Here is a 23,098-nt window from a genome sequence, read left to right on the forward strand (position 1 = left end):
CTTGGTCAGTTTGGGTCTTTGGTCGTCAGGCCACTTCGACATCGACAGATACTTATCGCCTATTGAGCAAGCTTACTTGCACCGCTTGCAGCCCATCGCAGCAACCCATAACGTCGCGCCTGATACCAACCCATTCGAGGCCACCGATGCGCGACGCAGCCCCCACGACGATCTATCTGAAAGACTACACACCGTTTGGTTATCTGGTGGACAGCGTACATCTGACCTTTGATCTGGCCCCAAATGCGACCCGAGTGACTTCGCGCATCACCTTCCGGCCCAATCCTGATGCCTCAGACCGTCAGTTTTTCCTGCATGGTGAGCAACTGAAACTGATCCGTGCTACTGTTGACGGGGTTGAGATCACTCCAGACGTTACAGAGACCGGCCTGACAGCGGTTGTCCCCGACGCGGCATTTGTCTGGGAAGCCGAAGTCGAAATCGACCCAGGCAACAACACTGCGCTTGAGGGGCTCTACATGTCGAACGGCATGTATTGCACCCAATGCGAGGCCGAGGGGTTTCGCAAGATCACCTTCTATCCCGACCGACCCGACGTGATGTCGATCTTCACCGTACGCATTAATGGCGCGTTGCCGGTTCTGCTCTCGAACGGCAACCCGACCGGCAAGGGGGATGGCTGGGCCGAATGGAATGACCCCTGGCCCAAACCCGCCTATCTGTTCGCCCTTGTCGCAGGCGACCTGATTACACATCCCGGTCAGTTCACAACCAAATCGGGCCGCGAGGTTGAACTGAACCTGTGGGTGCGCCCCGGTGATGAGGGAAAATGCGCCTTCGGTATGGAGGCGCTGAAGAAGTCGATGAAATGGGACGAGGACGTCTATGGCCGCGAATACGACTTGGATGTCTTTAACATCGTCGCCGTCGATGATTTCAACATGGGGGCGATGGAAAACAAGGGTCTGAACATTTTCAACTCGTCCGCCGTGCTGGCCAGCCCTGAGACATCCACCGATATGAATTTCGAACGGATCGAGGCGATCATTGCGCATGAGTATTTCCACAACTGGACCGGCAACCGCATCACTTGCCGCGACTGGTTTCAGCTGTGCCTGAAAGAGGGTCTGACCGTGTTCCGCGATGCGCAATTCACCTCGGACATGCGTTCAGCCCCGGTGAAGCGCATCCACGATGCCATAGACCTGCGGGCGCGCCAGTTCGCCGAGGATAACGGCCCGCTTTCACATCCGGTAAGGCCAGAGAGCTTTCAGGAGATCAACAACTTCTACACCGCGACGGTCTACGAAAAAGGCGCCGAGGTGATCGGAATGCTGAAACGTCTGGTAGGTGACGAGGCCTATGCACAGGCGCTGGAGCTGTATTTTGATCGGCATGATGGTCAGGCCTGCACCATCGAGGACTGGATCAAGGTGTTTGAAGACACCACAGGTCGCGACCTGACCCAGTTCAAACGCTGGTACAGCCAATCTGGCACCCCGCGCGTATCGGTGACCGAAGAATGGACTGATGGCATCTACACCTTGACGCTGAGACAGCGCACCGACCCGACCCCCGGACAGTCAGAAAAACTGCCGCAGGTTATCCCCGTTGCGGTCGGGCTGATCGGCGCGAACGGGGATGAAACCATGCCCACAACCATTCTGGAGTTCACGCAGGAAACCCAGAGCTTTGCTTTCGAATACACAGCAGAAGGCTGGCGCTTGCAGGGTTGCGAAGGAGCGGAACGCGTGTCCGGTGCCAATCCGCCCAAACCCACGGCCTCAATCCTGCGCGATTTCTCGGCCCCCGTGATTCTGGAACATGACCAGAGCAGCGCTGAGCGAGCTTTTTTGCTGGCTCATGACAGCGACCCGTTCAACCGCTGGCAAGCAGGGCGATCTTTAGCCGAAGACACGCTGATCAAGATGATCTTGACGGATGCGGCACCGGAAACGGATTATCTCGATGGCATCCTCGCCGTATTGCGCGACAGCGATCTTGACCCGTCTTATCGTGCCTTGATGCTGGGGTTGCCCTCCCAATCTGAACTTGCTGCGATGATGCATGAACAGGGTGTCACGCCCGACCCGATGGCCATTTGGACCGCTGTTGAAACGCTGCGGCAGGTAACGGCCCAGCACGTTCAGGATCTGCTGCCCCGCCTGCACAGCGAAACCAGCATCGAAGCCGCCTTTAGCCCGGACGCAGAACAAGCCGGCCAGCGGGCTCTGGGTGGGGCCGCATTGGCGTTGACCTCACGGCTGGACGGGGGTGCAAAAGCGGCCGAGGATTATCAGCGCGCCGATAACATGACCCTTCAGCTTTCGGCTTTGTCCTGCTTGTTGCGTGCGGGCAAAGGGGAACAGGAACTGAACGCGTTTTATGACCGGTGGCAAGATGACCGGCTGGTGATGGACAAATGGTTCGGCCTGCAGGTGGCGATGTCAGCCCCGGCAGAGACAGCAGATATCGTAAGCCACCTGACCGGGCACCCGGATTTCAACTGGAGGAACCCGAACCGTTTCCGGGCTGTTCTGGGGGCGTTGGCGACGAATCACGCCGGTTTCCACCGTGCTGATGGAGCTGGTTATTCTCTGCTGGCGGACTGGCTGATCAAACTAGATCCGGTCAATCCGCAGACCACGGCGCGGATGTGTTCGGCATTCCAGACGTGGAAGCGCTATGACGTAGATCGCCAGGCCCTTATCCGCACCCAGCTGACTCGCATCGCCGAAACGCCAGACCTTTCACGGGACACGACCGAAATGGTGACGCGCATCCTGAACGCATGACCCCCTATTCCTATACACGGCATAACAGGTCACCGCAGGTCATCGCCATTCTGCTGTCGGTCTATTCCGCGCTGGCTGTGTTGGTCATCGCCTTTGATGCCGTCTGGTGGCTGATTGGCCTGCTGGCCCTGTTCACCCTGCCCGCATTATGGGACTTTGCACAAAACACCCGTTCGGGGCTCCGGCTGGATCAGGATGGGCTGCGGTGGTTCTCGGGGCGGCGCGAGGCTGGCGTAAGATTGAGCGAAATCGACCATGTGCGTCTGGATACACGCTGGGATTTCTCGGTGCGCATGTCGCTGGTGCTGACCTCGGAAAAGCGGATTCGCCTGCCCGATGAGTCGACCCCTCCGCATAAGAAACTCGAGTCCCGCCTGAAAGAGGCTGGTCTAAAGGTTGAACGGCATCATTTCGGCCCATTTTGAAACGATCTCGAGCCTCAGGGCGCATTGACCGGAACAAAGCGACAATAAGACGGTTGTAGCTTGAATTTGAGCCAAATAGAGGCCAGTCTCTAAAGCTAGGTTACGATTTTTTTTGTTTCGAGTGTAAGCATGTTCCGGTTTCTGATGGCCCAAAAGGCCCGCGTTCCACACCAATCCTTGAAAATTGCGTCAGATTTCGACGCCGCCGATGCAGTGCTGGCCGCTGCTCTGCCAGATCAGGGTTCGGTAAATATCCCCGTCGCAAATGTCTCGGCCGATGAACTGATCGGTCAGGACGTCATCGAACTTGGCCGCGATCTGGCCCGCCAGGATCGGTGGGCAGACCTTTCTGCAAAGATGCGTGCCGCCGATGACGCGCGCGAAACTGCGCCCGATGGGATGCCAATCGCGGATTTGCTGGCATTCGGCGCTCGGTCCGATGTAGTGCTGGCGGTCGAACACGCTCTGTCCGATTATCGGGCATTGTCAGACTATGATCTTCTTGGCGGAATTTCTGAGCTTGAGGATGAAATGCGGGCGCATGAGGATGATCCGATGATCGCCCTTGTTGTGGCTATGGCGCATATTGACCTGGCCTGGGCGTGGCGCGGCACTGCGACAAACGCAGTTCTTCCCCCCTTGCACCGGTCTCGCTGCACCGCCCATTTCGACCGCGCGGCCGATATCCTGCCAAAATGCCGCGAAGCCGCGCCCAACAATGCGCTGGTTGCGGCTGTTGGCTGTGCTCTGCTGGCAGGTCAGCGCAAGTCCAATCTGCGCGTGGCTGATCAGTATGAACAGTTGATTACGCTGGACCCGCATAACCAACGCCATATGCGTGCAATGGGCACCCACTTGCTGCCACGCTGGTTCGGCAGCTATGAAGAGCTTGAGGTTCAGGCCCTGCGCAATGCAGCCCGTACCCATGACCTTTGGGGCGCCGGTGGCTACACTTGGGTCCAGTTTGATGCCATCGCCCTGGACGACGAAGCCTGCGCACGGCTGGATATCGAATATTTCCTGCAGGGTTTGCACGATATTCTGCGCAACCGCCCCGACCAGCAGATGGTCAATATGCTGGCTGCCTATTGTGCGATAACCATCCAGAACGGCCTTGGGGGGAATGAAAAGGCCGACGCGGTGCGCGCTCAGATCCACGACGCGGCCAACTGGCTGATCCGTGATCACCTGACCGAACTGCATCCGCTGATCTGGGCCCATGCGGCACAAGGGTTCAATAACTCGGTCCGCATCAACTCGCCCGAACGGTTTGCAGCCCGCGGGCACCGCGATGCGTTGCGGGCAATCGGTGACCTGTTTCGCGAGGAACTGCGCAGCGGCATGGATGTGACCTTTACTCCGACAGGGTTGCACCTGTCAGGACACTGATTCCCCCTTGCCCCTTTGGCGCGCCGGGCCTAATACGCAGGCTTAGACTTCTGCGGAAATGAGGCGCGCCATGCTCGACCTGACATACGAAATGCCTAAGCCCAAAACCATTGCCGGGGCCAAGCACGATTGGGAACTGGTAATCGGGATGGAGGTGCATGCGCAGGTCTCGTCCAATGCCAAGCTGTTCTCTGGCGCGTCGACCCAATTCGGGGCCGAGCCGAACTCGAACGTGGCCTTTGTGGACGCGGCAATGCCGGGGATGCTGCCGGTGATCAACGAATATTGCGTCGAACAGGCCGTGCGCACTGGATTGGGCCTGAAAGCCGATATCAACCTGAAATCGGCTTTTGACCGCAAGAATTATTTCTACCCCGACCTTCCGCAGGGTTATCAGATTTCCCAGCTTTATCAGCCTATTGTCGGCGAAGGTGAAGTTTTGGTCGAGATGGGCGACGGCACCGCGCGCATGGTGCGGATCGAACGCATCCACATGGAACAGGACGCGGGCAAGTCGATCCACGACATGGACCCGCATATGTCCTTCGTCGACCTGAACCGAACCGGTGTTTGCCTGATGGAGATCGTCAGCCGCCCCGACATTCGCGGCCCGGAAGAGGCCGCCGCCTATATCGCCAAGTTGCGTCAGATCCTGCGCTATCTGGGCACCTGTGATGGCAACATGCAGAACGGCAATTTGCGGGCAGACGTGAACGTCTCGATCTGTTTGCCGGGGGCCTATGAAAAGTATCAGGAAACACAGGATTTCTCGCATCTGGGCACCCGTTGTGAGATCAAGAACATGAACTCGATGCGCTTCATCCAGCAAGCCATTGAGGTCGAGGCCCGCCGCCAGATCGCCATCGTCGAAGGTGGTGGCAAGGTCGATCAGGAAACCCGCCTGTATGACCCGGACAAGGGCGAGACGCGTTCGATGCGGTCCAAGGAAGAAGCGCATGACTATCGCTACTTCCCTGACCCTGACCTGCTGCCGCTAGAGATCGAGCAGGCCTGGGTTGACGACATCGCCGCCAACCTTCCCGAGCTGCCTGACGATAAAAAAGCGCGTTTTATCAGCACGTTCGGACTGACGGACTATGACGCATCGGTGCTGACTGCTGATGTTGAATCGGCTGCCTATTTCGAAGAGGTCGCGCAGGGTCGCAATGGCAAACTGGCTGCAAACTGGGTCATTAACGAACTGTTTGGCCGCCTGAAAAAGGAAGATCACGAGATCACCGACTCGCCGGTTTCACCTGCACAGCTTGGCGGCATCATCGACCTGATTTCCTCGGACGCGATCTCGGGCAAGATCGCCAAGGACCTATTCGAAATCGTCTATACCGAAGGCGGAGATCCGGCGCAGATCGTCGAAGACCGCGGCATGAAGCAGGTGACGGACACGGGCGCGATCGAGGCCGCTTTGGACGAGATCATCGCCGCCAATCCGGCACAGGTCGAGAAGGCCAAGGTAAACCCGAAACTGGCCGGCTGGTTCGTTGGTCAGGTAATGAAGGCGACTGGCGGCAAGGCCAATCCCAAGGCCGTTAACGAGCTGATTGCCAAGAAACTGGGATCGTAGATCTTTCGGTTTTACTGATTTCGGCGGCGGGACTTTAGCCTTTGCGCAAAGTCCCGCCGCTTGTCATTTGTGGCACCAGGCCCGCACCAGCAGATGTGCCGGAATTCGCCCGCTGCGCTATGATGACTTTCCCATTGTGATCAACCTGCTAGATTACCCGGAACTTACAGGTAGGAATTCCGATGCCCCGCTACGAATACAAAGTTGTCCCTTCCCCCCAAAAGTCTGCCAAGACCAAGGGTGAAAAGTCAGCCGAGGGACGTTTCGCTGCTTCTATTGAACAAGTGCTAAACCAGATGGGGCAGGATGGCTGGGAATATCAACGCGCCGAGTTGTTGCCCAGCGAGGAACGCTCCGGCCTGACCGGCAGCACCGTGAACTGGCGCAATGTGCTGATATTCCGCCGTGAAATTGATGTGCCTGTTGCCCCGACACCTGGCCCGACCGAAACAAAGGATGGCGTTGCTCTTGCTCAACCTGTTCCTGGTCCCGATACCGTTCAGGCCCCGGCCCCCATTGCTGAACAGGCCAAAGAGCCGCCTTTGTCGCTGAAAGGTGCTGAAACAGAAAAATCGGAAGACGAAACTGCAGAGACTGAAGGTCAAAAAACCTGATTGCCCTTACCGGGTCTGTCAAAAACAGCTGTCAGGAGTAGCGTTTTGAATCTCAGCTCGTGACGTCGCGAATTAGCGTGTCCCATTGGGCAAAGACCTGATCCGGGGACAGATCGGCCTTTAGCGTAGGTGACACCTTGGACATCTGCGCCCTGAGGTCGGGTTCATGGATCAGCTTCAGCACTGCCTGTTCCAAACCACTGACATCGTTGACGGGAACCAGATATCCGTTCCGTCCGTTTTGAATAAACTCTGACGGACCGTAATCGCAATCGAAAGACACGACCGGTATCCCGCTGACCGCCGCCTCAGCGACGACATTGTGAAACCCTTCGAACCGCGAGGTCGCTACCAGAATGTCTGCGCGCTGCGCCCATTCCCCGACTTCGATCGTATTGCCGGGCAGCCGAGCAACCGACTGTAGCCCCAGATCATCGCGCAGTTTCTGCAGATTTTCCCGCTCGCTGCCCTCACCATAGATAATCAGCCTGGTATCTGGAGCTTGGGAATGAATGCGCTGCATCGCCTGCAGCAGCATGTCGAACCCCTTTTGCCGAACGAGGCGGCCAACCGCGACCAGTTGCACACCCCGCCTCGTGCCAGAGGTTTCAACTCGCTCAAAGGGGAGGATCGGGTTCGGAATAACCATCCCCTTCTTGCGCAAAGTGAAGGGAAGATCCGCCAATCCGCGATGTGTCAGCCCGACAACCTTTGCTGCCTTTATCCCCGCAATCCCCTGAAGCGGTGCCCAAAGGGGATGTGCGTCCTGTCGCAGCGGATTGTTGCGTTCAGAAATGATAACGGGAATCCCGGTTCCAACGCTTGCCAGAAGAGTCTGAACATTCACCTTGGTCAGGAATGAGATTACAACGTCCGGTCGGAATTTCTTTATGACAGAGCGGATATGCGTAATACGTGACGCCTGTCCCGTCGCCTTTTCTGCAACGCTGAGTGCAACATCGAGATGCATCGGGAAATAGGGACCATCGGTCGGCATCTGAAAACCGGTAACGTGAACAGCACAACCGCGCCGGGCAAAATGCCCTGAAACCATGGCGATTACTTTCTCTGCCCCCCCAGGCCCAAATCCAGCCTGCACAAAAAGAACTCTCAAAACCAAATACCTGAAAAACATCCCGTCAATGGAGGGTAGATTAGGGCCCGCGTTCGAGCAACTGTTATGCATGGAATGTTTTCACATTCAGGCTGAATTTCCTGATTTGTTGCAATCAGTGCAAGAAACCGGTCGAAATCACCAAAACACCGAAAAATTACCGGCCGGCTTTCACCTATCCAACCCGCGACCCTGTACCAATCTCTGAACGATCACGGCAAAACCCGCGAATTGTCTTCTCTGCAGGGGTGCGACCGTTCCGGGCCGCGTTACAAAAGCCTGCCTAAACACCTATATCCAATGCCAGAGCATGGATCCGCGGCACGATATCTCCAAGCGCCTTGTGCACTGCGCGGTGGCGGGCAACGCGAGATTGCCCCTCGAATGCAGCCGCGCGGATTCGGATGTTGAAATGGCTTTCACCACCTTCTTGGAATCCGGCATGCCCGCGGTGGCTTTCGCTGTCGTCAACGATTTCAAGCTCATGTGGATCAAACGCCGATTGCAGGCGGCTTCGCATTTCTTCGGTCACGGTCATTTTTACGCTCAGCGGCAAAAATATTACCGCCCCCCTCTTCTACTTTCGGCTGCTTAGACTAAACTGCTGCCTCCGAGTCGAGAAGATGCGTTCTTAAGGATCATAGCATGACGAAATCAGACCCATTTGGATTCGATATGTCCGTCTCCAGCGCGAAGAAAAAAAACCCGCGTGGACGGCGTGGTATGTCTGGCGCGTCTGAAACTTCGGTGCGAATCTGTGACCATGAGGGCTGTGAAGAGCCTGGTAAATTTCGGGCCCCGAAAGCACCGGATGTTTTGGATGATTTCTTCTGGTTCTGCCAGCAGCATGTGCGCGAGTATAACCAGAAATGGAATTTCTTCGACGGCACGACCGAGGCCGAAATGAATGCTCAACAGTCTAAGGACAAAGTCTGGGAGCGTGAAACCAAACCCATGGGCGATCCCGAGGCACGTGCCTGGGCCCGTTTGGGAATCGAAGACCCGCACCAGGTGCTGGGCGCGAACAGTACCCAGAACAAAGGGCGCACTACAGGCGGAGGCGGCCGCCGCCTGCCCCCGACCGAACGTCGCGCTATCGAGATTCTGGAAGCCAATGACAGCTGGTCCAAGGCCGAAATCCGAAAGACCTATAAAAAGCTGATCAAGGTGTTGCACCCCGATATGAACGGCGGCGACCGCTCGCAGGAAGAGCAGCTGCAAGAGGTTGTCTGGGCCTGGGACCAGATCAAAGACAGCCGGAACTTTAAATAGGCGTTTTAATTGCTGGCCATACCCTGCAGCGCCAGCACTTCGGGGCGCTTCAAGCAACGTAACCGCGTTCGAGGAACCGACGCCTCAGCACACAGTTCAGGGAATAGCGCGCGCAATTCGTCGACGTCTTCGCGGTGAAAGGATTGCAGCGCTCTGTCGCCCAGAAACAGGCTTTCGCTGCGCACGCCATTGGATGTCAAAATCTCGTGCCGTTCGCAGGCAATGTGAAAATATTCTACCGGCTTATCGGGCGATACTTGATAGACCGTATCGCCATTGACCAAATGGATGGCAGCCGAAAAAACCTTTGCTTCGCCAAACAATAACTCGGCCCGCCAGCCTTCCAGCACGATCCGATGCTGAGGCGACACGTACAAATCCTGATCCGGCACCCCTTTGCCCAGGGCATTTCTCCGGATGCAGACAGGTCTGAACTTTGGCCTGCTGTGCAAAGCCATAGTGCTAAGAGCCCTTTTGCCGATCCAGACAATAGGCAGTGCCCCGCCATTCGAGACGAGCACCCTATCGCCAACAACCAATTTCTCGACCGGAACCGGTCCGTTGTCGGTATCAATCAAAGTCCCGGAAACAAAACAGGGTGGGTCTGTTGGATCAAGATCCGAGGTCGTGATCTTCCAGTTCCCCAATGTCATCGGGCCCGTCGGGTTCGCCGTGTCCCAGGCATAAACCTGGCCGCCCACCCGAATGAACTCGCCAGATTCCCCTGTGCCACGGTAATTGCCTTGGCCAAGATATGTGTAGGTCTGGAACGTTGCCCCACCGTCGAACGAGATCGTAGAGCCAGAGATAATGGCAGGAACGGTCGTGTCCTGAACGATCAGGTCTCCGCGGCCGGTTCTGTTGACAGTATGGAGAAGGGCATCAAAAGCCATTGGTCAAGCCCAGGATGCCGACGAGCGAGTGCACCAACAAATGACCATGGAAAGTACAGAACTGAATGCAGCCTGAACCAAGCTTCTCATAAACCACCTCACTCGGAACCCATCAAAACTCACCAATATGTTCAGTCTAAAACACAGTTACCCCCAAACTAAGTGATATTTTCATATTTGAATGCATATTGTTGCCTGCTGGCCAACAATATCGCCTGATGTAAAAGTGCAATTTCACCACGACCATCTCCTTATGTGTAAACCGATTGGGCACTGTGCCTTTATCTGAAACGAACGGAGGCGGTATGCCGAGTGCGTCAATACGAATGAAACTGCGCCTCAGCCTTTTAGCCTCGCCGCTTCCTCTTGCCCTTACCCGCAATATGTTGCACCACACACGGGTTCAGAAGCCCGCGCGGGGGCCGCGGTATCAGGATAAGGACGACAGGCATGGATTGGCCGATTGACGCAAACGCAAAACCAACAGAAGAGATTTCGGTCCGAGATGTGTTCGGCATCGATTCTGACATGCAGGTCAAACGCTTTTACGAACAGACAGAACGGGTTCCCGAGATCGACCCGACATATAAGTTCGACCCAGATACGACGCTGGCAATCCTCGCAGGGTTTACCCATAACCGCCGCGTGATGATTCAGGGTTATCACGGCACCGGTAAATCGACCCATATCGAACAGGTTGCCGCACGCCTGAATTGGCCGGCTGTGCGTGTGAACCTCGACAGCCATATCAGCCGGATCGACCTGATCGGCAAGGACGCGATCAAACTGCGCGACGGCAAGCAGGTTACGGATTTCCACGAAGGAATTCTGCCCTGGGCTCTGCGTAACCCTGTTGCGATCGTCTTTGACGAATACGACGCCGGGCGCGCAGACGTGATGTTTGTGATCCAGCGCGTTCTGGAAACCAATGGCAGCCTGACCCTGCTGGACCAGAACGAGATTCTGACCCCGCACAAGTATTTCCGCCTGTTTGCCACCGCCAATACTGTTGGCCTGGGTGACACGACCGGCCTGTATCACGGCACACAACAGATCAACCAAGCCCAGATGGACCGTTGGTCTCTGGTCGCGACGCTGAACTACCTTAGCCATGACGCAGAAACGATGATCGTTCTGTCCAAAGCGCCGCATTACAACACTGCCGAGGGCCGCAAGATCGTCGCTCAGATGGTCACCGTTGCCGATCTGACTCGGACTGCGTTCATGAACGGTGATCTTTCGACCGTGATGAGCCCCCGAACGGTAATCAACTGGGCCCAAAACGCCGAGATTTTCCGCAATGTCGGCTATGCTTTCCGCCTATCCTTTCTGAACAAATGCGACGAGCTGGAGCGCCAGACAGTGGCCGAGTTCTATCAGCGGTGTTTTGACGAGGAACTCCCGGAAAGCGCTGCAAGCACCAGCTTGGGATAACAAATTATACGGAATTGCCGGGGGCTTGTGCGTGGCACAGGCTTTCGGAAGCTCTGGTAGGGCCACATCATCAAATGCTACGAAAGTTAGCCTTTATGCATTATTGGCCAAATGTGCCTGTGCAACTTCTTGAGCCGCATCTGGAGCCAACAATCCATCGTCGTCAAGTTTCCAGATTCCAATGTGATTGTCACAGAATTCGCGAAGATGACCGCGTTTACTGACGTCTTCCGCCAATTTGGTTAAACTATCTGCCGCCTCTGTGAAGTTATGCATGGCATAATCATCAAAGTCCTGGGTTTTCCACGGCCGATCATCGCCGAAATGAAACGTCAGACTGACATTCTTGAGCATCAGCATTCGTTTCGAGTGCGCAGCGAGATTGAATAGCATTGGCTGTATGACCCCAGACATCCCGAGGCAGGAATCTGTGCGGACAAATTGATCGAAAACTTCTTTGGAAAAAATAAAGCAGTCGAAACCCGGATGCTGCATACCGACCTCACCCATAGACAGGGGGTCATGGGAAAACCCATGCGCATCGCCAAATGTCCGACAATTGATCGTGATGGCATCGAAACCACCCGCAATAAGCTGACGTACCGCGCCATAAAAATAGGGCTGAAGACAAATATCTGCATTAGTGTAGATTACAAAATCTCCGGGTTTCGCAACGGATGCACCCTTTTCCAGAACATCAAACAAAAGTGGCAAAGGCCGAGGAATTCGAAACGTTCCGACATCCAGAACCGTGCGTTTCAGTTTTGTCGCAACTTGCAGGCCGTAATGGGCCTGAATCAGATCTTCGTCCCCATGCACCGGAACCTACACCAAAGTTGTTTCACCTTCACCAGCCAACGGATCTGATTAGGCAGTCACCATGCTATCCAACGTAGCGCGCTGGACATCATTCATCGCTCCGTCGACAGAAAAGAAATTGACGATATGCACTAGGTTGATTGGGTCAGGATCTTTGTATTTGGGATCGAAAACGTGAACTATCTCACTCAGCGGCGTTGAGGGTGACTGACAGAAAACATTCTCGGCTAGCCAGCCCGAGGGCTGTAAATCTATGGTCTGCCTTTTGATCCCGAACAATTTTCGAATTTGTCTTCAGAGTCCCATAAAACCGTCCCAAACAAATAACTATATCACGCGTTCGTGTACCGTTCGTTTTGCATTGTACTGATGGAAAAGTCACCCCCAGTTAGAATCACAGGCCACGCAGAAGCCGGGCGTTGCCCCTTTTCTACAAGTCCGGCGTTTTTGCAATTCGGGCGTGCCGCTGATTACCCGGAAAACAAGGCCGACCCTATGGTCAAGACCTATGATTGGCTCTAGGTTGCCCAAGTAGAACAAGACCGGACCTGCCACCGATGAGCAAACCCAAAGACAACCCCGCTGATCCGTTCAAAAAAGCTCTGGCCGAAGCCACCAAAGTGATGGCCGACGATCCGGAACTTACGGTGAGCTATACGGTCGACCCGTCGGGCCTGTCGGGTGAGTCGATGCGGTTGCCTCAGGTCTCGCGGCGCATGACGCGGGAAGAGGTTCTGTTGGCGCGCGGGACCGCGGATGCTTTGGCTTTGCAGCGACGCTATCACGATGATGCTACTCATAATCGCTATGCGCCTCCGGGTGACATGGCCCGCGATCTGTATGAGGCGATGGAGGTTGCCCGGTGCGAAGCGATGGGTGCGCGGGACATGCCAGGCACTGCGTCCAACATCGACGTCAAGATCGGGCACGAAGCGATCCGGCGTGGGTATGATCAGTGCAAACAGCCAGCTGACGCGCCTCTTTCGGTGGCCGCCGGCTATCTGATCCGGCACCTGGCCACTGGTCGCGACCTGCCGCCTGCGGCTGACAATGTCATGAACCTGTGGCGCGGGTTTATCGAAGATCAGGCAGGGGGCGTACTGGAGAACCTTGACGAGGTGCTTTCGGACCAGGCCGAATTCGCCAAGTTTGCACGCCAGATGATCAAGGATCTGGGCTATGGCGATCAGCTGGGCGATGACCCGGATGAGCTGGACGAAGATCAGGAAGATCAGGCCGAAGACGACGCCGAAGAACAGCCCGACCCCGACAGCACTGGTCAGGATGATCAGGACGAACAGGACGCGGATGCGACGCCTGAGCAGTCACAGGAAGAACAGCAGGATCAGTCTCAGGCCCAAGTCTCCATGGATGAGATGGCCGAGGATGAAATGGGAGAAGAGGCCGAGATGCCCGAGGGCGAGGCCCCGTTGGAGCCGCCTGCCCCTCCGCCTGCATCCGATGCTGATCCCGACTATAAGGTCTACCTGAGCACCCATGACGAAGAGATCGCCGCCGAGGATCTGGCGGAGCCCGCTGAGCTGGAACGCCTTCGGGCCTATCTGGATCAACAGCTAGAACCGCTGAAAGGCGCCGTCAGCCGTTTGGCCAACAAATTGCAGCGCCGGTTGCAGGCGCAACAGAACCGCAGCTGGGAATTCGACCGCGAAGAAGGCATTCTGGACGCGGGCCGTCTGGCGCGTGTTGTTGCAAGCCCAACCACACCGCTGAGCTTTAAGGTCGAGAAGGACACTGAGTTCCGCGATACGGTGGTGACGCTGCTGTTGGATAATTCGGGCTCGATGCGCGGGCGACCTATTTCGATCGCGGCGATCTGCGCGGATGTTCTGGCACGCACGCTGGAACGCTGCAACGTCAAGGTCGAGATTCTGGGCTTTACCACGCGAGCGTGGAAAGGCGGGTTGGCGCGCGAGGCCTGGCTGAACGATGGCCGCCCACAGCAGCCCGGTCGTCTGAACGATCTGCGCCATATCATCTACAAAGGCGCAGATGCCCCGTGGCGACGCGCCCGGCCCAATCTGGGGCTGATGATGAAAGAAGGTCTGCTGAAGGAAAATATCGACGGCGAGGCGCTGGAATGGGCGCATCGCCGGATGACGGCAAGGCGCGAGCAGCGTAAGATTTTGATGGTAATCTCGGACGGGGCGCCGGTCGATGATTCAACGCTCAGCGTGAACCCAGCAAACTATCTGGAAAAGCACCTGCGCGATGTGATCGGGATGGTCGAAAAGCGCAAGATGGTGGAATTGCTTGCCATCGGCATCGGCCATGACGTGACCCGGTATTACGACCGCGCCGTGACCATCACGGATGTCGAGCAACTGGCCGGAGCCATGACCGAGCAACTGGCCGCTCTGTTTGACAGTGATCCGCGCGCACGAGCACGGGTGATGGGAATGAAGAGAGTAGGCTGAATCGCCTTTTCCATAACATGGCGTCGCGCGCTCCAAACTGATAGAGGTATGACATGTTTCAGTCCTTCGCCGTGACCGCACGGCCGGAACAGGGCCCGCCCCGGCTGGCCGATCTGCGGACCGAATTGGCACGCGATGGGCTGGACGGTTTCCTGGTCCCGCGCGCGGATGTGCATCAAGGCGAGTATGTGGCCCCGCGCGACGAACGGCTTGCCTGGCTGACCGGGTTCACAGGTTCGGCCGGGTTCTGCGTGGTTTTGGCAGATAAGGCCGGCGTCTTCATTGACGGACGTTATCGCACGCAGGTCAAAGCGCAGGTCGCCGCCGATTACACACCTGTTCCATGGCCCGAGGTCAGCCTTGCCGCGTGGCTAAAGGAACAACTCCCGCAGGGTGGTCGGGTTGGCTTTGATCCGTGGCTACATTCGGCGGGTCAGATCGCGAAAACGCAGACCGACCTTGAAGGCCGAGATATTACACTGGTGCGCAGCGACAATCTGGTGGACCGGGTTTGGCGGGATCAACCCGATCCACCAATGAACCCGGTAAAGCTGCACCCGATCGAATTCGCGGGCGAAAGCGCAGACAGCAAAATCGCGCGTCTGGCGCAGTCCCTGCAGGACGCGGGCTGTGGCGCAGCGGTGATTACCCTGCCCGACTCGATCATGTGGTTGTTGAATATTCGGGGCTCCGATATCGGGTACAACCCGGTGGCGCATGGGTTTGCTATACTGCATGCGGATGGCCGCGTGGATCTGTTCATGGCGCACCAAAAGCTGAACGTGGCGATGGCCGATTCAGTCACAGTTCATGCGCCGGACACGTTTTTAACGGCTGTCGCAGCGCTTGACGGCAAGGTCCAGGTTGATCTTGGTACGCTGCCACAGGCAGTGGCCGATGTGCTAGAGGGGCAGATGGTCGATGGCGGCGACCCTTGTGGGCTGCCCAAAGCCTGCAAGAACGCTGCCGAAATCGCAGGCAGTGCCGAGGCACATCTGCGCGATGCTGTCGCTGTGATCGAAACGCTGTGCTGGCTGGATGCGCAGGCCGCTGGCAATGTTACGGAAACGCAGGTGGTCACTCGGCTTGAGGAGAACCGGCGTAAGGATAATGCCCTGCAGGATATCTCGTTCGATACGATTGCAGGGACAGGACCCAATGGCGCGATCATGCATTACCGGGTGACCGAGGAAACCGACAACCTGCTGCAAGACGGTCATATCCTGGTGCTGGACAGCGGCGGACAATATTTGGATGGCACGACTGATATTACCCGGACCATTGCTATCGGCAATGTGGGTGAAGAAGAAAAAGCCTGCTTTACTCGCGTGCTGAAAGGCATGATCGCCATGTCTATGCTGCGCTGGCCTGCCGGGTTGGCTGGACGTGATATCGAATCCGTGGCGCGTGTGCCCCTATGGGCAGCGGGTCAGGACTTTAATCACGGTGTCGGGCACGGCGTCGGTGCCTATCTGAGTGTGCATGAGGGTCCTCAGCGTCTGTCCAAAGCCAGCCATGAGCCCTTGCTGCCGGGCATGATCTTGTCGAATGAGCCGGGTTATTACCGCGAAGGTGCCTTTGGAATCCGGATTGAAAACCTTTTGGTGGTGCAATCTGCCCCTACCCTGCCCAGTGGTGACGCGGAACGTCCCATGTTGGAATGGCGCACATTGACCTATGTCCCTATCGACCGACGCTTGGTTCTGACCGATATGCTGACGGCAGTCGAACGCGACTGGCTGAACGCATATCACCGCGAAGTTGCCGAAAAAGTTCGACCAAGGCTGGGAGATGACGCCCAACTGTGGTTGGATGCCGCAACCGCACTGATCTGACACCGCATCGTTACATATACCGGGCAGTGGACAAGCGGGAAACCGGACCAGAGGAAAGAGCAAAGATGACCGAGATCACCATTCGCAAGACACCAGGCAAATGGAGCGTCCGTTCAGGAGGCGCCATTCTGGGTGAAACCACAAATGCTCTGGAATTGCTCGAGGGCGATCTTGATCCGGTCATCTATTTCCCTCGTACCGATATCGCGATGGCATTTCTGGATGTTACCGACAAGGTCACGCAGTGCAAACACAAGGGCCAAGCCACGCATTTTTCGATCGTCAACAAATCCTCGGTCACTGAAAACGCTGCTTGGAGCTATGAAGACCCGATCCATTCTGCCTTAGACATCAAAGGCCATGTCGCCTTCTACCCGCTTGATTCCGTGAAGGTCGAACAAATCTGACGTATGTCCCAGATGCGCAATACCTCTACTCAATCTAGTTGTTGCACAATATGAAAGGCCAGATCGCTTTGGCCTTCACGTCAAAATCTGGCTCGAAGTAAGAGAACGATCCTTTACGCTGGATACCACGAAAGTATCAAACGAGCCCGACCTGCACCTTGGGATTTCTCGCTGCGCCTACACTAAAAACTGCTTTTTTCCGGTATTCATGGCGCAGTTTCTTGGCAAAACCCACGCCCAAAATGGTCTGTTTTTCTGGCACCAAATAGATTTACTTTTTGTCGATCTAATGCCGCAATTAATGTGAGTTTAGAGAGTTAAACTGAAGCCTGCTCAAGATCTAAAACTCATCAAATTCCGGAACATTTCCAAGCCTAATGATGAAACTCGGCGCCCCGACCTCGCCACTGTTCGGGTCCTCACTGACCATGTAGGCATCAGCGCCAGCGCAATCGTCGGATAGCGCTTCCCTTTCTGCTCTGTTTTGTGCCTCTGCTGCCGTGGAATATTCAAATTGCTTGCCAATTTTCAAGCTTCCTTGCCCTCCGCGACCGGGCTTATTTTCCACATATGTCTGGCAGATATAGTGAATTTTTTCTGAGCTCTCATCTGAGATTGTCATGGCAGTATCCGTAAAATGAGTATGGGTGCGATTGATGCATGGGAAAAAAAATGCTCGCTAGCCGCTTTGTTCGTGTTTCGATCATTCCAGTCGCGCAAAAAGAAGGGGCGACTATCCTGTCACCGCTTTTTGACGGGCTTCGGCGGACAGGCTTCAGATAATGTATTCGCATCCCTTTCGAGCCGAGTTTTGCGGAGCCGGGCATTCTTGATCTGTCTTTGCTCTGCTTCTTCGTTGACCATTTCTCTAACGATCCGCGTTGTTTTGTCCATCGGTGTTTCCGCCTTGGGAACGTGTGCATTGAAGACAGTTTTTTTTGTCAGCTTTGCCAATGGTTATTCTCCTAACCGTTTTCAACGGTGCATTTATCAGTTGAGTGTTCAAATCGATGCCAGGTGATTGCCTGATCCTTGAGAGACATGCGCGTGTCGTGAATGACTGCCACGGAGCAGCTTTGTCTTAACGTCAGGAGCGGAAATAGCATTCATCAATGCACTATAGTTCATTTGGAACTTCATTTCCGATCCTACGCTTTGCGTCGAATGGTAAGTGCCAACGACAAGATGATCGCTTGTTGCACCGATAAACCTGTATCCAGGGGGCATCGAAAGCCCCAAAATGTCCGTATCTTGCTGACCAACGGCCAGAATTATTTGTGTGCTCTGTCCGCTTTTCGGGACGAGGTGAAGTCTTTTGAATACCGGATCGCAGATGCTCTGAGGGTGAGATGCAGGTTTGGACCCTGTTTCAATTACCTCAGCGACAAGCGTGAATGCATCCGTATACATCCCGCCTATCTGATCTCCGGAAACCGGATCAACGCCCAGAAGTATTGCTTCCCCCAGCCTTAGATCATTGATGCGACAAACTGGGTGTCCGCCGAGGGCCCAAGGAAGGTTGGCCGAGTTTCCGCCAGATACCGTGTGAAGGAAGGGACCACACTGCCCCTCTGTTTCATTCGCCAGGTCAGATAGGGCCTCCATATCTGCAGCATTCGGGGCAATTCCCCCCAGACATGCAAAGTTCGCTCCGATGCCTTTCAGCGTAACGCCGGGCATGTCCACCACTTGCTGTGCAACCGAGCCGAGGTCCTTTGGCATGATCCCTTCGCGCAGATCGCCCATCTCAACCATCAGGATAATGCCGTGAATGCAGTCTTTCCGGATCGCGGCGGCGGCCAGAGCGGTAATCACGAGGATTTCTGTATTGTAGCTCGCCTCACAGTATTGGATGACCTGATCGACCTGGCTCAGCGTTGGTGTACGGATCAATGTGATCGGGCATGTCATGCCCGCGTTGCGTAACCTTCGCACGTTACTAAGCCGCGCTTCCGCAAGCCCCACAGCGCCGCCGTCGAGCATTGCCTGAGCGATGGCTGGATGCCCGCACACTGCCTTGGTCACACCGGTGACACCGATGCCGCGTGTCTTGAGGCGCTCGACAACAGTCTTCGCATTGTGACGTATCTTGCTCAGATGCACCTCAATGCGAGGGGTACTCATATCGCAGCCACGGGTGTCGAGTGATGTAACCCAGGATAAGCGGCAACAACCATTGCAAGCAAATGCGAAGCCGGCCGGCTGAGTACATCCGTTACCGGCAGCCCGAGTATTTGTGACTGTGCGGCGATCGTGTCGGTTACCTCGGCCTCGGACATCCCCTCATGATTGAGCGTGACACCAATGACCTTTGTGTCAGCAAATGCTTCGATAAGGGCAATCTCACTTGCAGGCTTGGGCATCGGCATATTGGGAAAGTCACAGCGATGCGCGCGCTTTGGAGCGTGCTGGAGGATTACGGCGTCCGGCTGGCTGCCCCGCAGGATAAAGGCGGATGTGCAGAATGCCGGATGGCTCAACGCCCCTTGGCCTTCGATCAATATGACATCGGGTCGTTCAACCTCGGATGCGTCAACAATCGCGCCTTCAAGTTCGCCGCAACAGAACTGCGGCGGCACGGCATCCATTGCCACCCCATATTTTGCACCCTGCATCAAACCTGTCTGGCCCGTACCAACAAGGACAGTCTTGATGCCTCTTGCGTTCAAAGCACGGGCCAATACGGTCGCTGTTGTCCGTTTTCCAATGGCGCAGTCGGTTCCAAGAACCGCTATGCGCAGTGCTTTCACACCTGCAATACTTCCATCGAACAGGCGCATATCCTTGCTGGGTTTAGGTTTGCGAATATCTCGGATGGTGACTTTGCGTTCGGCCGCAAAAGAGGCGATTTCTGGATCATCGCCCAGATACTCATGCAATCCACTGACGATGTTCATACCAAGTGATATCGCGTCGAGAACAACGTCACGATCTGTCGATGAGAGCCTGCCTGTAGATGGTGCCATCCCGTAAATGAGGGTATCTGGGATTACGGCTTCATGGACAACAGCAGCGTCCAGACTTCTGAAGACCGGAATGTGGTTTACAGTATCGTCAAGAACCAACCCGCTGTCTTTGCCGTCGTGATCGCTATCTATGACAGACAGGATCCTGTAGGCCTCTGAATGGCGAACGAGGCCATTTGCAGTTTTGCCATCCGCCTTGGCAAAGTTACCTTGGCAATAGACAATCGCAGTTGGCGGCAAGATGATCTGAGTGGCAGAAGTTGATCTTATGGGTTCGTCGCTGGTCAATGGCGGCGCCTGCGCCCCGCTAACAGGACGACGGATCGTGTTTGCCACGTTAAAGTCGGTTTTCATGATGTTTCCTTTGTGTGGTCGACACCCAAGGCAACACGGTCGTCACCATCGGATACCAAAGTCGAAATAGTCGCGCCGCGCGCTCAGTTATCGAGAACGCACAGGCCTTTAGATGACTTGAAATTCTTGTTGCAGTTCCAACGGTTTCCGGACCTGTCAAGATGGGCATTCGCAGGAAGCTCTATTGTTTCGCAATTCACACCTGAGGTCGCGTATCCCCGCTCGCACTTCCATCCCGTGCCGTACGTTGCATCGTCCAAGTAGGCATGTTCAGGGATCACGACGGCCGCGCACGTGCCATCCTGTACAAAATATCCACGTTCACATGTCCAGGGTTGGCCGTATCCTGATGAATTCAGATACGCGTTGGCCGGGACCACAATGGCGACGCAACGGTCGTCCAATGCTTCGAACCCACGTTTGCATTCCCACGCGGGTCCATAGGTCGTATCAGCCAGATAAGCGTTTGCGGGTACGACAATTTCTTGGCACGTATCGTCGATTTTGAGAAAACCGCGAGAGCAATGCCAACGTTCACCTGATGAATCAAGGAATCCGCCATCGGGTACAATCACCGCAACACAGGTCGCTTCATCGTTCTCGCGAAAACCATGAAGACATTCCCAACCCAAACCATAGGTACGGTTGGTCGGATAGGCATTTTCTGGCACTACGACAGCTGCGCAGACGTCGCCACTCAACCTATACCCGGCGTTGCATTTCCAACCGTCGCCGTAGCTCGTTGCAGTGGCATTTTCTGGCACCGATTGCGATGTAGATTGAGCGAATGCAGGCATCGAAAATAAAAGCAAAGCACCGAGTGTAAACCCAATCAGCGCCGCACTCATCTGAATGCCTAGTGACAGATTTGCGCGCCAAGTCGTCCGAAAGAGTTGCGGCATTGCCTTTGCCTTATGATCCATCCAGCTCAAGCCCCGCGATACAGGCATCTGCGAGGTCGCGGCTTGGCGAATCTGACCCCGGCAGTGTTGCCCAACCTGTATCCATCATGGCCTTGCGGCGGTTGAAGCCAGAGGCCTCTTGCAGTGTTTCGATTATTTCTTCGCGCTTGGGATCAGCGGTTGACCTGTTCAGGCAGACCGGCACCATCGCAAGCGTTACTTCTTCGCTTGCATGGTCTTTCGCCAACTCTTGAGCGCTGCCGCTGGTTGTCCATCCGCCCCAGGTAAAGCCAAGGATTGAGACCGCAACCGCACCACACAAAGCACCGTAGATGCCTGGTTTCGTCCATTCTGGAAATGTCATTTTCGATCCTCTGGCGGAGAAAGCGCCGCCTCGCTGTTTTATGTCTTTCTGCGCAATCTTGATCTTGCGCCCGGGCCAATCCCAGGACGCGATGGTCGATAGGCGCAGTTCTTGCCTATCGGAAGCTCATTTGATCAACGGTTGCGTTGTGGTTTATTGGCAAGCCATCGGTGCGTCTGATCACCACAAACGGATCAACTAACGTCACAAGCGATGTGGTCGTGCGCGAAAACATCGGCAACTTTCCCAAACATCATATCCAAGTAGAGGACGTGACAGCTGAATTTTCATGATGGAAGAACTTAGTTCACTCTAGCAGGCGATACGCCTGGGCTGCAGAAAACCAGAACTTTAGTGGTTCCTATATAACCACTTGGAGACGCAATTACAACGCTCGTGGCCTTACCGCTGTTCCCAAGGCCCCGATACCGATCAAAAAAATGGTTTCAACCTGGCATTTGCTTTGTGTATCGGCAAATCCGTGACCACTTATGTAGCCTTTTTAGTATGTCACTCTGAAACTGGCATTCGCTGCATCAAGGAAAACATGTAGTGAGGGCAGATAATGCTCGGACGTTTTACCGAAAAGTGTGGATTTGTCTCTGATCTCACATGCTGTTTTGAGTGTGCCTCGCCAAATATTTCTGAGCGAATTTTTGGATGATGACAGGTTGAACTGACGCGCAGGGGAAAATCGGAATTTGGCGAGAAAACGGGTGTGGGTAACGCCTGAGACGCGCCGTCAAACGGATCGGCTGGGCGCCTCACCGACCTAGCCACGACCGATTTCGTCAAGCAATTCGGCTGTCGTCACCTGACGGCAGTAGCCTTTGATCGTTTGCAGGGAATTGTCGTGACGCTCTTGCGTGTAGGTCATGCAAGCATCCGTCACTTGGGTGACCAGATAGCCCAGATCACAGGCATCGCGAATTGCGCTTTCGACGCATTGATCGGTCACGATCCCCGCCAGCACCAATTGCTTTATGCCGAGATTGCGCAACACGTAATCTATGTGGGTCGAGACAAAGACTGAGGACGAAGATTTTGGAAACACGATCTCATCATCGGCTGGTGCCAGTTCGTCGATCACCTTGCCGTCCCAGGATCCTTTGGGCACGTTGAAGCCCGTGATTTTGTAATCCAGAGATCTGTCGCGCCCGTCTTTGGTCAGACTTTCAATCGTTGTGTAAAGAACCTCGATTCCTGCCGCGCGAAATCCCTTTTGCAAGGCTTGCATATTAGGTACGATACGGGATTTCAGCTGCTCAAAAAACCAGCCAAACTTTGCGTCAAAATCGGCATTTGTCAGCCCTTCGAATTCGGCACCATCCCTGTGGGCTGCAAAGTTCTGCACGTCAATAAACAGCAATCCCGATTGGTCATGTTCTAGTGGAAGATCGCGGGTCATTTCCATGTCTGTCTCTGCTTTCAAATATTTGCCCAAGAGGTTTAATTTTATGAATGAGGGCGATCATGACGTCCATACTTAAAGAAAATAAAATTCCAAAGTCAATTCAATTTAGATTGACAGAAAATA

Annotated in this window: 21 protein-coding genes; 10 read left to right on the forward strand and 11 right to left on the reverse strand. The window is 55.2% G+C overall.

The features are described from left to right. Nucleotides 1-146 precede the first annotated feature (146 nt). The 5 genes from pepN (at nucleotide 147) to AC2FH9_RS12520 (ending at nucleotide 6,766) form a co-directional block, all read left to right on the forward strand. Nucleotides 147-2,756 (forward strand): aminopeptidase N, encoded by a 2,610-nt coding sequence (pepN, locus tag AC2FH9_RS12500; protein ID WP_496871750.1) that lies wholly within the window; start codon nucleotides 147-149, stop codon nucleotides 2,754-2,756. Continuing rightward, complete coding sequence (locus AC2FH9_RS12505; RefSeq protein WP_496871752.1) at nucleotides 2,753-3,181, forward strand: hypothetical protein; 429 nt, start codon at nucleotides 2,753-2,755, stop codon at nucleotides 3,179-3,181. Before pepN ends, AC2FH9_RS12505 begins: the two co-directional genes overlap by 4 nt. Before the next feature lie 129 nt (nucleotides 3,182-3,310). Further along, complete coding sequence (locus AC2FH9_RS12510; protein ID WP_496871754.1) at nucleotides 3,311-4,570, forward strand: hypothetical protein; 1,260 nt, start codon at nucleotides 3,311-3,313, stop codon at nucleotides 4,568-4,570. 70 nt (nucleotides 4,571-4,640) lie between these two features. Continuing rightward, a complete protein-coding gene (gatB, locus tag AC2FH9_RS12515; protein WP_271950243.1) occupies nucleotides 4,641-6,152 on the forward strand; it encodes an Asp-tRNA(Asn)/Glu-tRNA(Gln) amidotransferase subunit GatB in 1,512 nt (503 codons plus the stop codon). A gap of 182 nt (nucleotides 6,153-6,334) precedes the next feature. Then, nucleotides 6,335-6,766, forward strand: coding sequence for a DUF4177 domain-containing protein (locus AC2FH9_RS12520; RefSeq protein ID WP_281972785.1), 432 nt, complete (start codon nucleotides 6,335-6,337; stop codon nucleotides 6,764-6,766). A gap of 52 nt (nucleotides 6,767-6,818) precedes the next feature. On the opposite strand, the gene AC2FH9_RS12525 is transcribed toward AC2FH9_RS12520, so the two are convergent. Both AC2FH9_RS12525 and AC2FH9_RS12530 read right to left on the reverse strand, forming a co-directional pair. Continuing rightward, nucleotides 6,819-7,865: a glycosyltransferase family 4 protein gene (locus tag AC2FH9_RS12525; RefSeq protein WP_496871755.1), complete on the reverse strand. Its 1,047-nt coding sequence runs from the start codon at nucleotides 7,863-7,865 to the stop codon at nucleotides 6,819-6,821. 298 nt (nucleotides 7,866-8,163) lie between these two features. Continuing rightward, on the reverse strand, nucleotides 8,164-8,418 hold the full coding sequence (locus AC2FH9_RS12530; RefSeq protein ID WP_142634975.1) for a BolA family protein: 255 nt from the start codon (nucleotides 8,416-8,418) through the stop codon (nucleotides 8,164-8,166). Nucleotides 8,419-8,525: 107 nt separating this feature from the next. Between AC2FH9_RS12530 and AC2FH9_RS12535 the strand changes: the two genes are divergently transcribed. Beyond that, nucleotides 8,526-9,152, forward strand: coding sequence for a J domain-containing protein (locus AC2FH9_RS12535; RefSeq protein ID WP_496689725.1), 627 nt, complete (start codon nucleotides 8,526-8,528; stop codon nucleotides 9,150-9,152). A 5-nt stretch (nucleotides 9,153-9,157) separates the two neighbouring features. Here AC2FH9_RS12535 and AC2FH9_RS12540 read toward each other — a convergent pair whose 3' ends face one another. Continuing rightward, complete coding sequence (locus AC2FH9_RS12540; RefSeq protein ID WP_496871756.1) at nucleotides 9,158-10,045, reverse strand: Hint domain-containing protein; 888 nt, start codon at nucleotides 10,043-10,045, stop codon at nucleotides 9,158-9,160. A 450-nt stretch (nucleotides 10,046-10,495) separates the two neighbouring features. Here AC2FH9_RS12540 and cobS point away from each other — a divergent pair, with 450 nt between their 5' ends. After that, entirely contained in the window at nucleotides 10,496-11,479 is a 984-nt protein-coding gene (cobS, locus tag AC2FH9_RS12545) for a cobaltochelatase subunit CobS (protein WP_496690879.1), read from the forward strand. A gap of 93 nt (nucleotides 11,480-11,572) precedes the next feature. Here the strand turns inward: cobS and AC2FH9_RS12550 are convergent, their stop codons facing one another. Further along, entirely contained in the window at nucleotides 11,573-12,298 is a 726-nt protein-coding gene (locus tag AC2FH9_RS12550) for a hypothetical protein (protein ID WP_496871757.1), read from the reverse strand. A 557-nt stretch (nucleotides 12,299-12,855) separates the two neighbouring features. On the opposite strand from AC2FH9_RS12550, the gene cobT reads away from it, so the two are divergent. From cobT to AC2FH9_RS12565, 3 genes are all read left to right on the forward strand, one after another. Next, the gene (gene cobT, locus AC2FH9_RS12555; RefSeq protein WP_142634986.1) at nucleotides 12,856-14,733 is read left to right on the forward strand and encodes a cobaltochelatase subunit CobT; all 1,878 of its coding nucleotides are present in this window, start codon (nucleotides 12,856-12,858) and stop codon (nucleotides 14,731-14,733) included. Between the two features lie 53 nt (nucleotides 14,734-14,786). Next, a complete protein-coding gene (locus tag AC2FH9_RS12560; protein ID WP_496871759.1) occupies nucleotides 14,787-16,568 on the forward strand; it encodes an aminopeptidase P family protein in 1,782 nt (593 codons plus the stop codon). Between the two features lie 65 nt (nucleotides 16,569-16,633). Beyond that, nucleotides 16,634-16,975 (forward strand): DUF427 domain-containing protein, encoded by a 342-nt coding sequence (locus AC2FH9_RS12565; protein ID WP_142634990.1) that lies wholly within the window; start codon nucleotides 16,634-16,636, stop codon nucleotides 16,973-16,975. Between the two features lie 340 nt (nucleotides 16,976-17,315). Here AC2FH9_RS12565 and AC2FH9_RS12570 read toward each other — a convergent pair whose 3' ends face one another. The 7 genes from AC2FH9_RS12570 to AC2FH9_RS12600 all read right to left on the reverse strand — a co-directional run bounded on the left by AC2FH9_RS12570 (nucleotide 17,316) and on the right by AC2FH9_RS12600 (nucleotide 22,975). After that, nucleotides 17,316-17,597: a hypothetical protein gene (locus AC2FH9_RS12570; protein ID WP_282021446.1), complete on the reverse strand. Its 282-nt coding sequence runs from the start codon at nucleotides 17,595-17,597 to the stop codon at nucleotides 17,316-17,318. A 119-nt stretch (nucleotides 17,598-17,716) separates the two neighbouring features. Then, complete coding sequence (locus AC2FH9_RS12575; RefSeq protein WP_281972780.1) at nucleotides 17,717-17,929, reverse strand: hypothetical protein; 213 nt, start codon at nucleotides 17,927-17,929, stop codon at nucleotides 17,717-17,719. Between the two features lie 48 nt (nucleotides 17,930-17,977). Beyond that, a complete protein-coding gene (locus tag AC2FH9_RS12580; RefSeq protein WP_496871760.1) occupies nucleotides 17,978-19,099 on the reverse strand; it encodes an alanine/ornithine racemase family PLP-dependent enzyme in 1,122 nt (373 codons plus the stop codon). After that, entirely contained in the window at nucleotides 19,096-20,295 is a 1,200-nt protein-coding gene (locus tag AC2FH9_RS12585) for an N-acetyltransferase DgcN family protein (RefSeq protein WP_496690883.1), read from the reverse strand. Before AC2FH9_RS12585 ends, AC2FH9_RS12580 begins: the two co-directional genes overlap by 4 nt. A gap of 83 nt (nucleotides 20,296-20,378) precedes the next feature. Further along, nucleotides 20,379-21,197, reverse strand: coding sequence for a hypothetical protein (locus AC2FH9_RS12590; protein WP_496871762.1), 819 nt, complete (start codon nucleotides 21,195-21,197; stop codon nucleotides 20,379-20,381). Nucleotides 21,198-21,207: 10 nt separating this feature from the next. After that, a complete protein-coding gene (locus tag AC2FH9_RS12595) occupies nucleotides 21,208-21,561 on the reverse strand; it encodes a hypothetical protein (protein ID WP_142635000.1) in 354 nt (117 codons plus the stop codon). Between the two features lie 772 nt (nucleotides 21,562-22,333). Further along, complete coding sequence (locus AC2FH9_RS12600; protein WP_496743201.1) at nucleotides 22,334-22,975, reverse strand: cysteine hydrolase family protein; 642 nt, start codon at nucleotides 22,973-22,975, stop codon at nucleotides 22,334-22,336. Between the last annotated feature and the right edge of the window lie 123 nt (nucleotides 22,976-23,098).

Source organism: Ruegeria sp. CDSC081 (assembly GCF_059610485.1).

Coding starts and splice junctions, on each gene's coding strand:
- pepN (WP_496871750.1), top strand. CDS start 147: ATGCGCGACGCAGCCCCCACGACGATCTATCTGAAAGACTACACACCG.
- AC2FH9_RS12505 (WP_496871752.1), top strand. CDS start 2,753: ATGACCCCCTATTCCTATACACGGCATAACAGGTCACCGCAGGTCATC.
- AC2FH9_RS12510 (WP_496871754.1), top strand. CDS start 3,311: ATGTTCCGGTTTCTGATGGCCCAAAAGGCCCGCGTTCCACACCAATCC.
- gatB (WP_271950243.1), top strand. CDS start 4,641: ATGCTCGACCTGACATACGAAATGCCTAAGCCCAAAACCATTGCCGGG.
- AC2FH9_RS12520 (WP_281972785.1), top strand. CDS start 6,335: ATGCCCCGCTACGAATACAAAGTTGTCCCTTCCCCCCAAAAGTCTGCC.
- AC2FH9_RS12530 (WP_142634975.1), bottom strand. CDS start 8,418: ATGACCGTGACCGAAGAAATGCGAAGCCGCCTGCAATCGGCGTTTGAT.
- AC2FH9_RS12535 (WP_496689725.1), top strand. CDS start 8,526: ATGACGAAATCAGACCCATTTGGATTCGATATGTCCGTCTCCAGCGCG.
- AC2FH9_RS12540 (WP_496871756.1), bottom strand. CDS start 10,045: ATGGCTTTTGATGCCCTTCTCCATACTGTCAACAGAACCGGCCGCGGA.
- cobS (WP_496690879.1), top strand. CDS start 10,496: ATGGATTGGCCGATTGACGCAAACGCAAAACCAACAGAAGAGATTTCG.
- cobT (WP_142634986.1), top strand. CDS start 12,856: ATGAGCAAACCCAAAGACAACCCCGCTGATCCGTTCAAAAAAGCTCTG.
- AC2FH9_RS12560 (WP_496871759.1), top strand. CDS start 14,787: ATGTTTCAGTCCTTCGCCGTGACCGCACGGCCGGAACAGGGCCCGCCC.
- AC2FH9_RS12565 (WP_142634990.1), top strand. CDS start 16,634: ATGACCGAGATCACCATTCGCAAGACACCAGGCAAATGGAGCGTCCGT.
- AC2FH9_RS12570 (WP_282021446.1), bottom strand. CDS start 17,597: ATGACAATCTCAGATGAGAGCTCAGAAAAAATTCACTATATCTGCCAG.
- AC2FH9_RS12580 (WP_496871760.1), bottom strand. CDS start 19,099: ATGAGTACCCCTCGCATTGAGGTGCATCTGAGCAAGATACGTCACAAT.
- AC2FH9_RS12585 (WP_496690883.1), bottom strand. CDS start 20,295: ATGAAAACCGACTTTAACGTGGCAAACACGATCCGTCGTCCTGTTAGC.
- AC2FH9_RS12590 (WP_496871762.1), bottom strand. CDS start 21,197: ATGCCGCAACTCTTTCGGACGACTTGGCGCGCAAATCTGTCACTAGGC.
- AC2FH9_RS12595 (WP_142635000.1), bottom strand. CDS start 21,561: ATGACATTTCCAGAATGGACGAAACCAGGCATCTACGGTGCTTTGTGT.
- AC2FH9_RS12600 (WP_496743201.1), bottom strand. CDS start 22,975: ATGGAAATGACCCGCGATCTTCCACTAGAACATGACCAATCGGGATTG.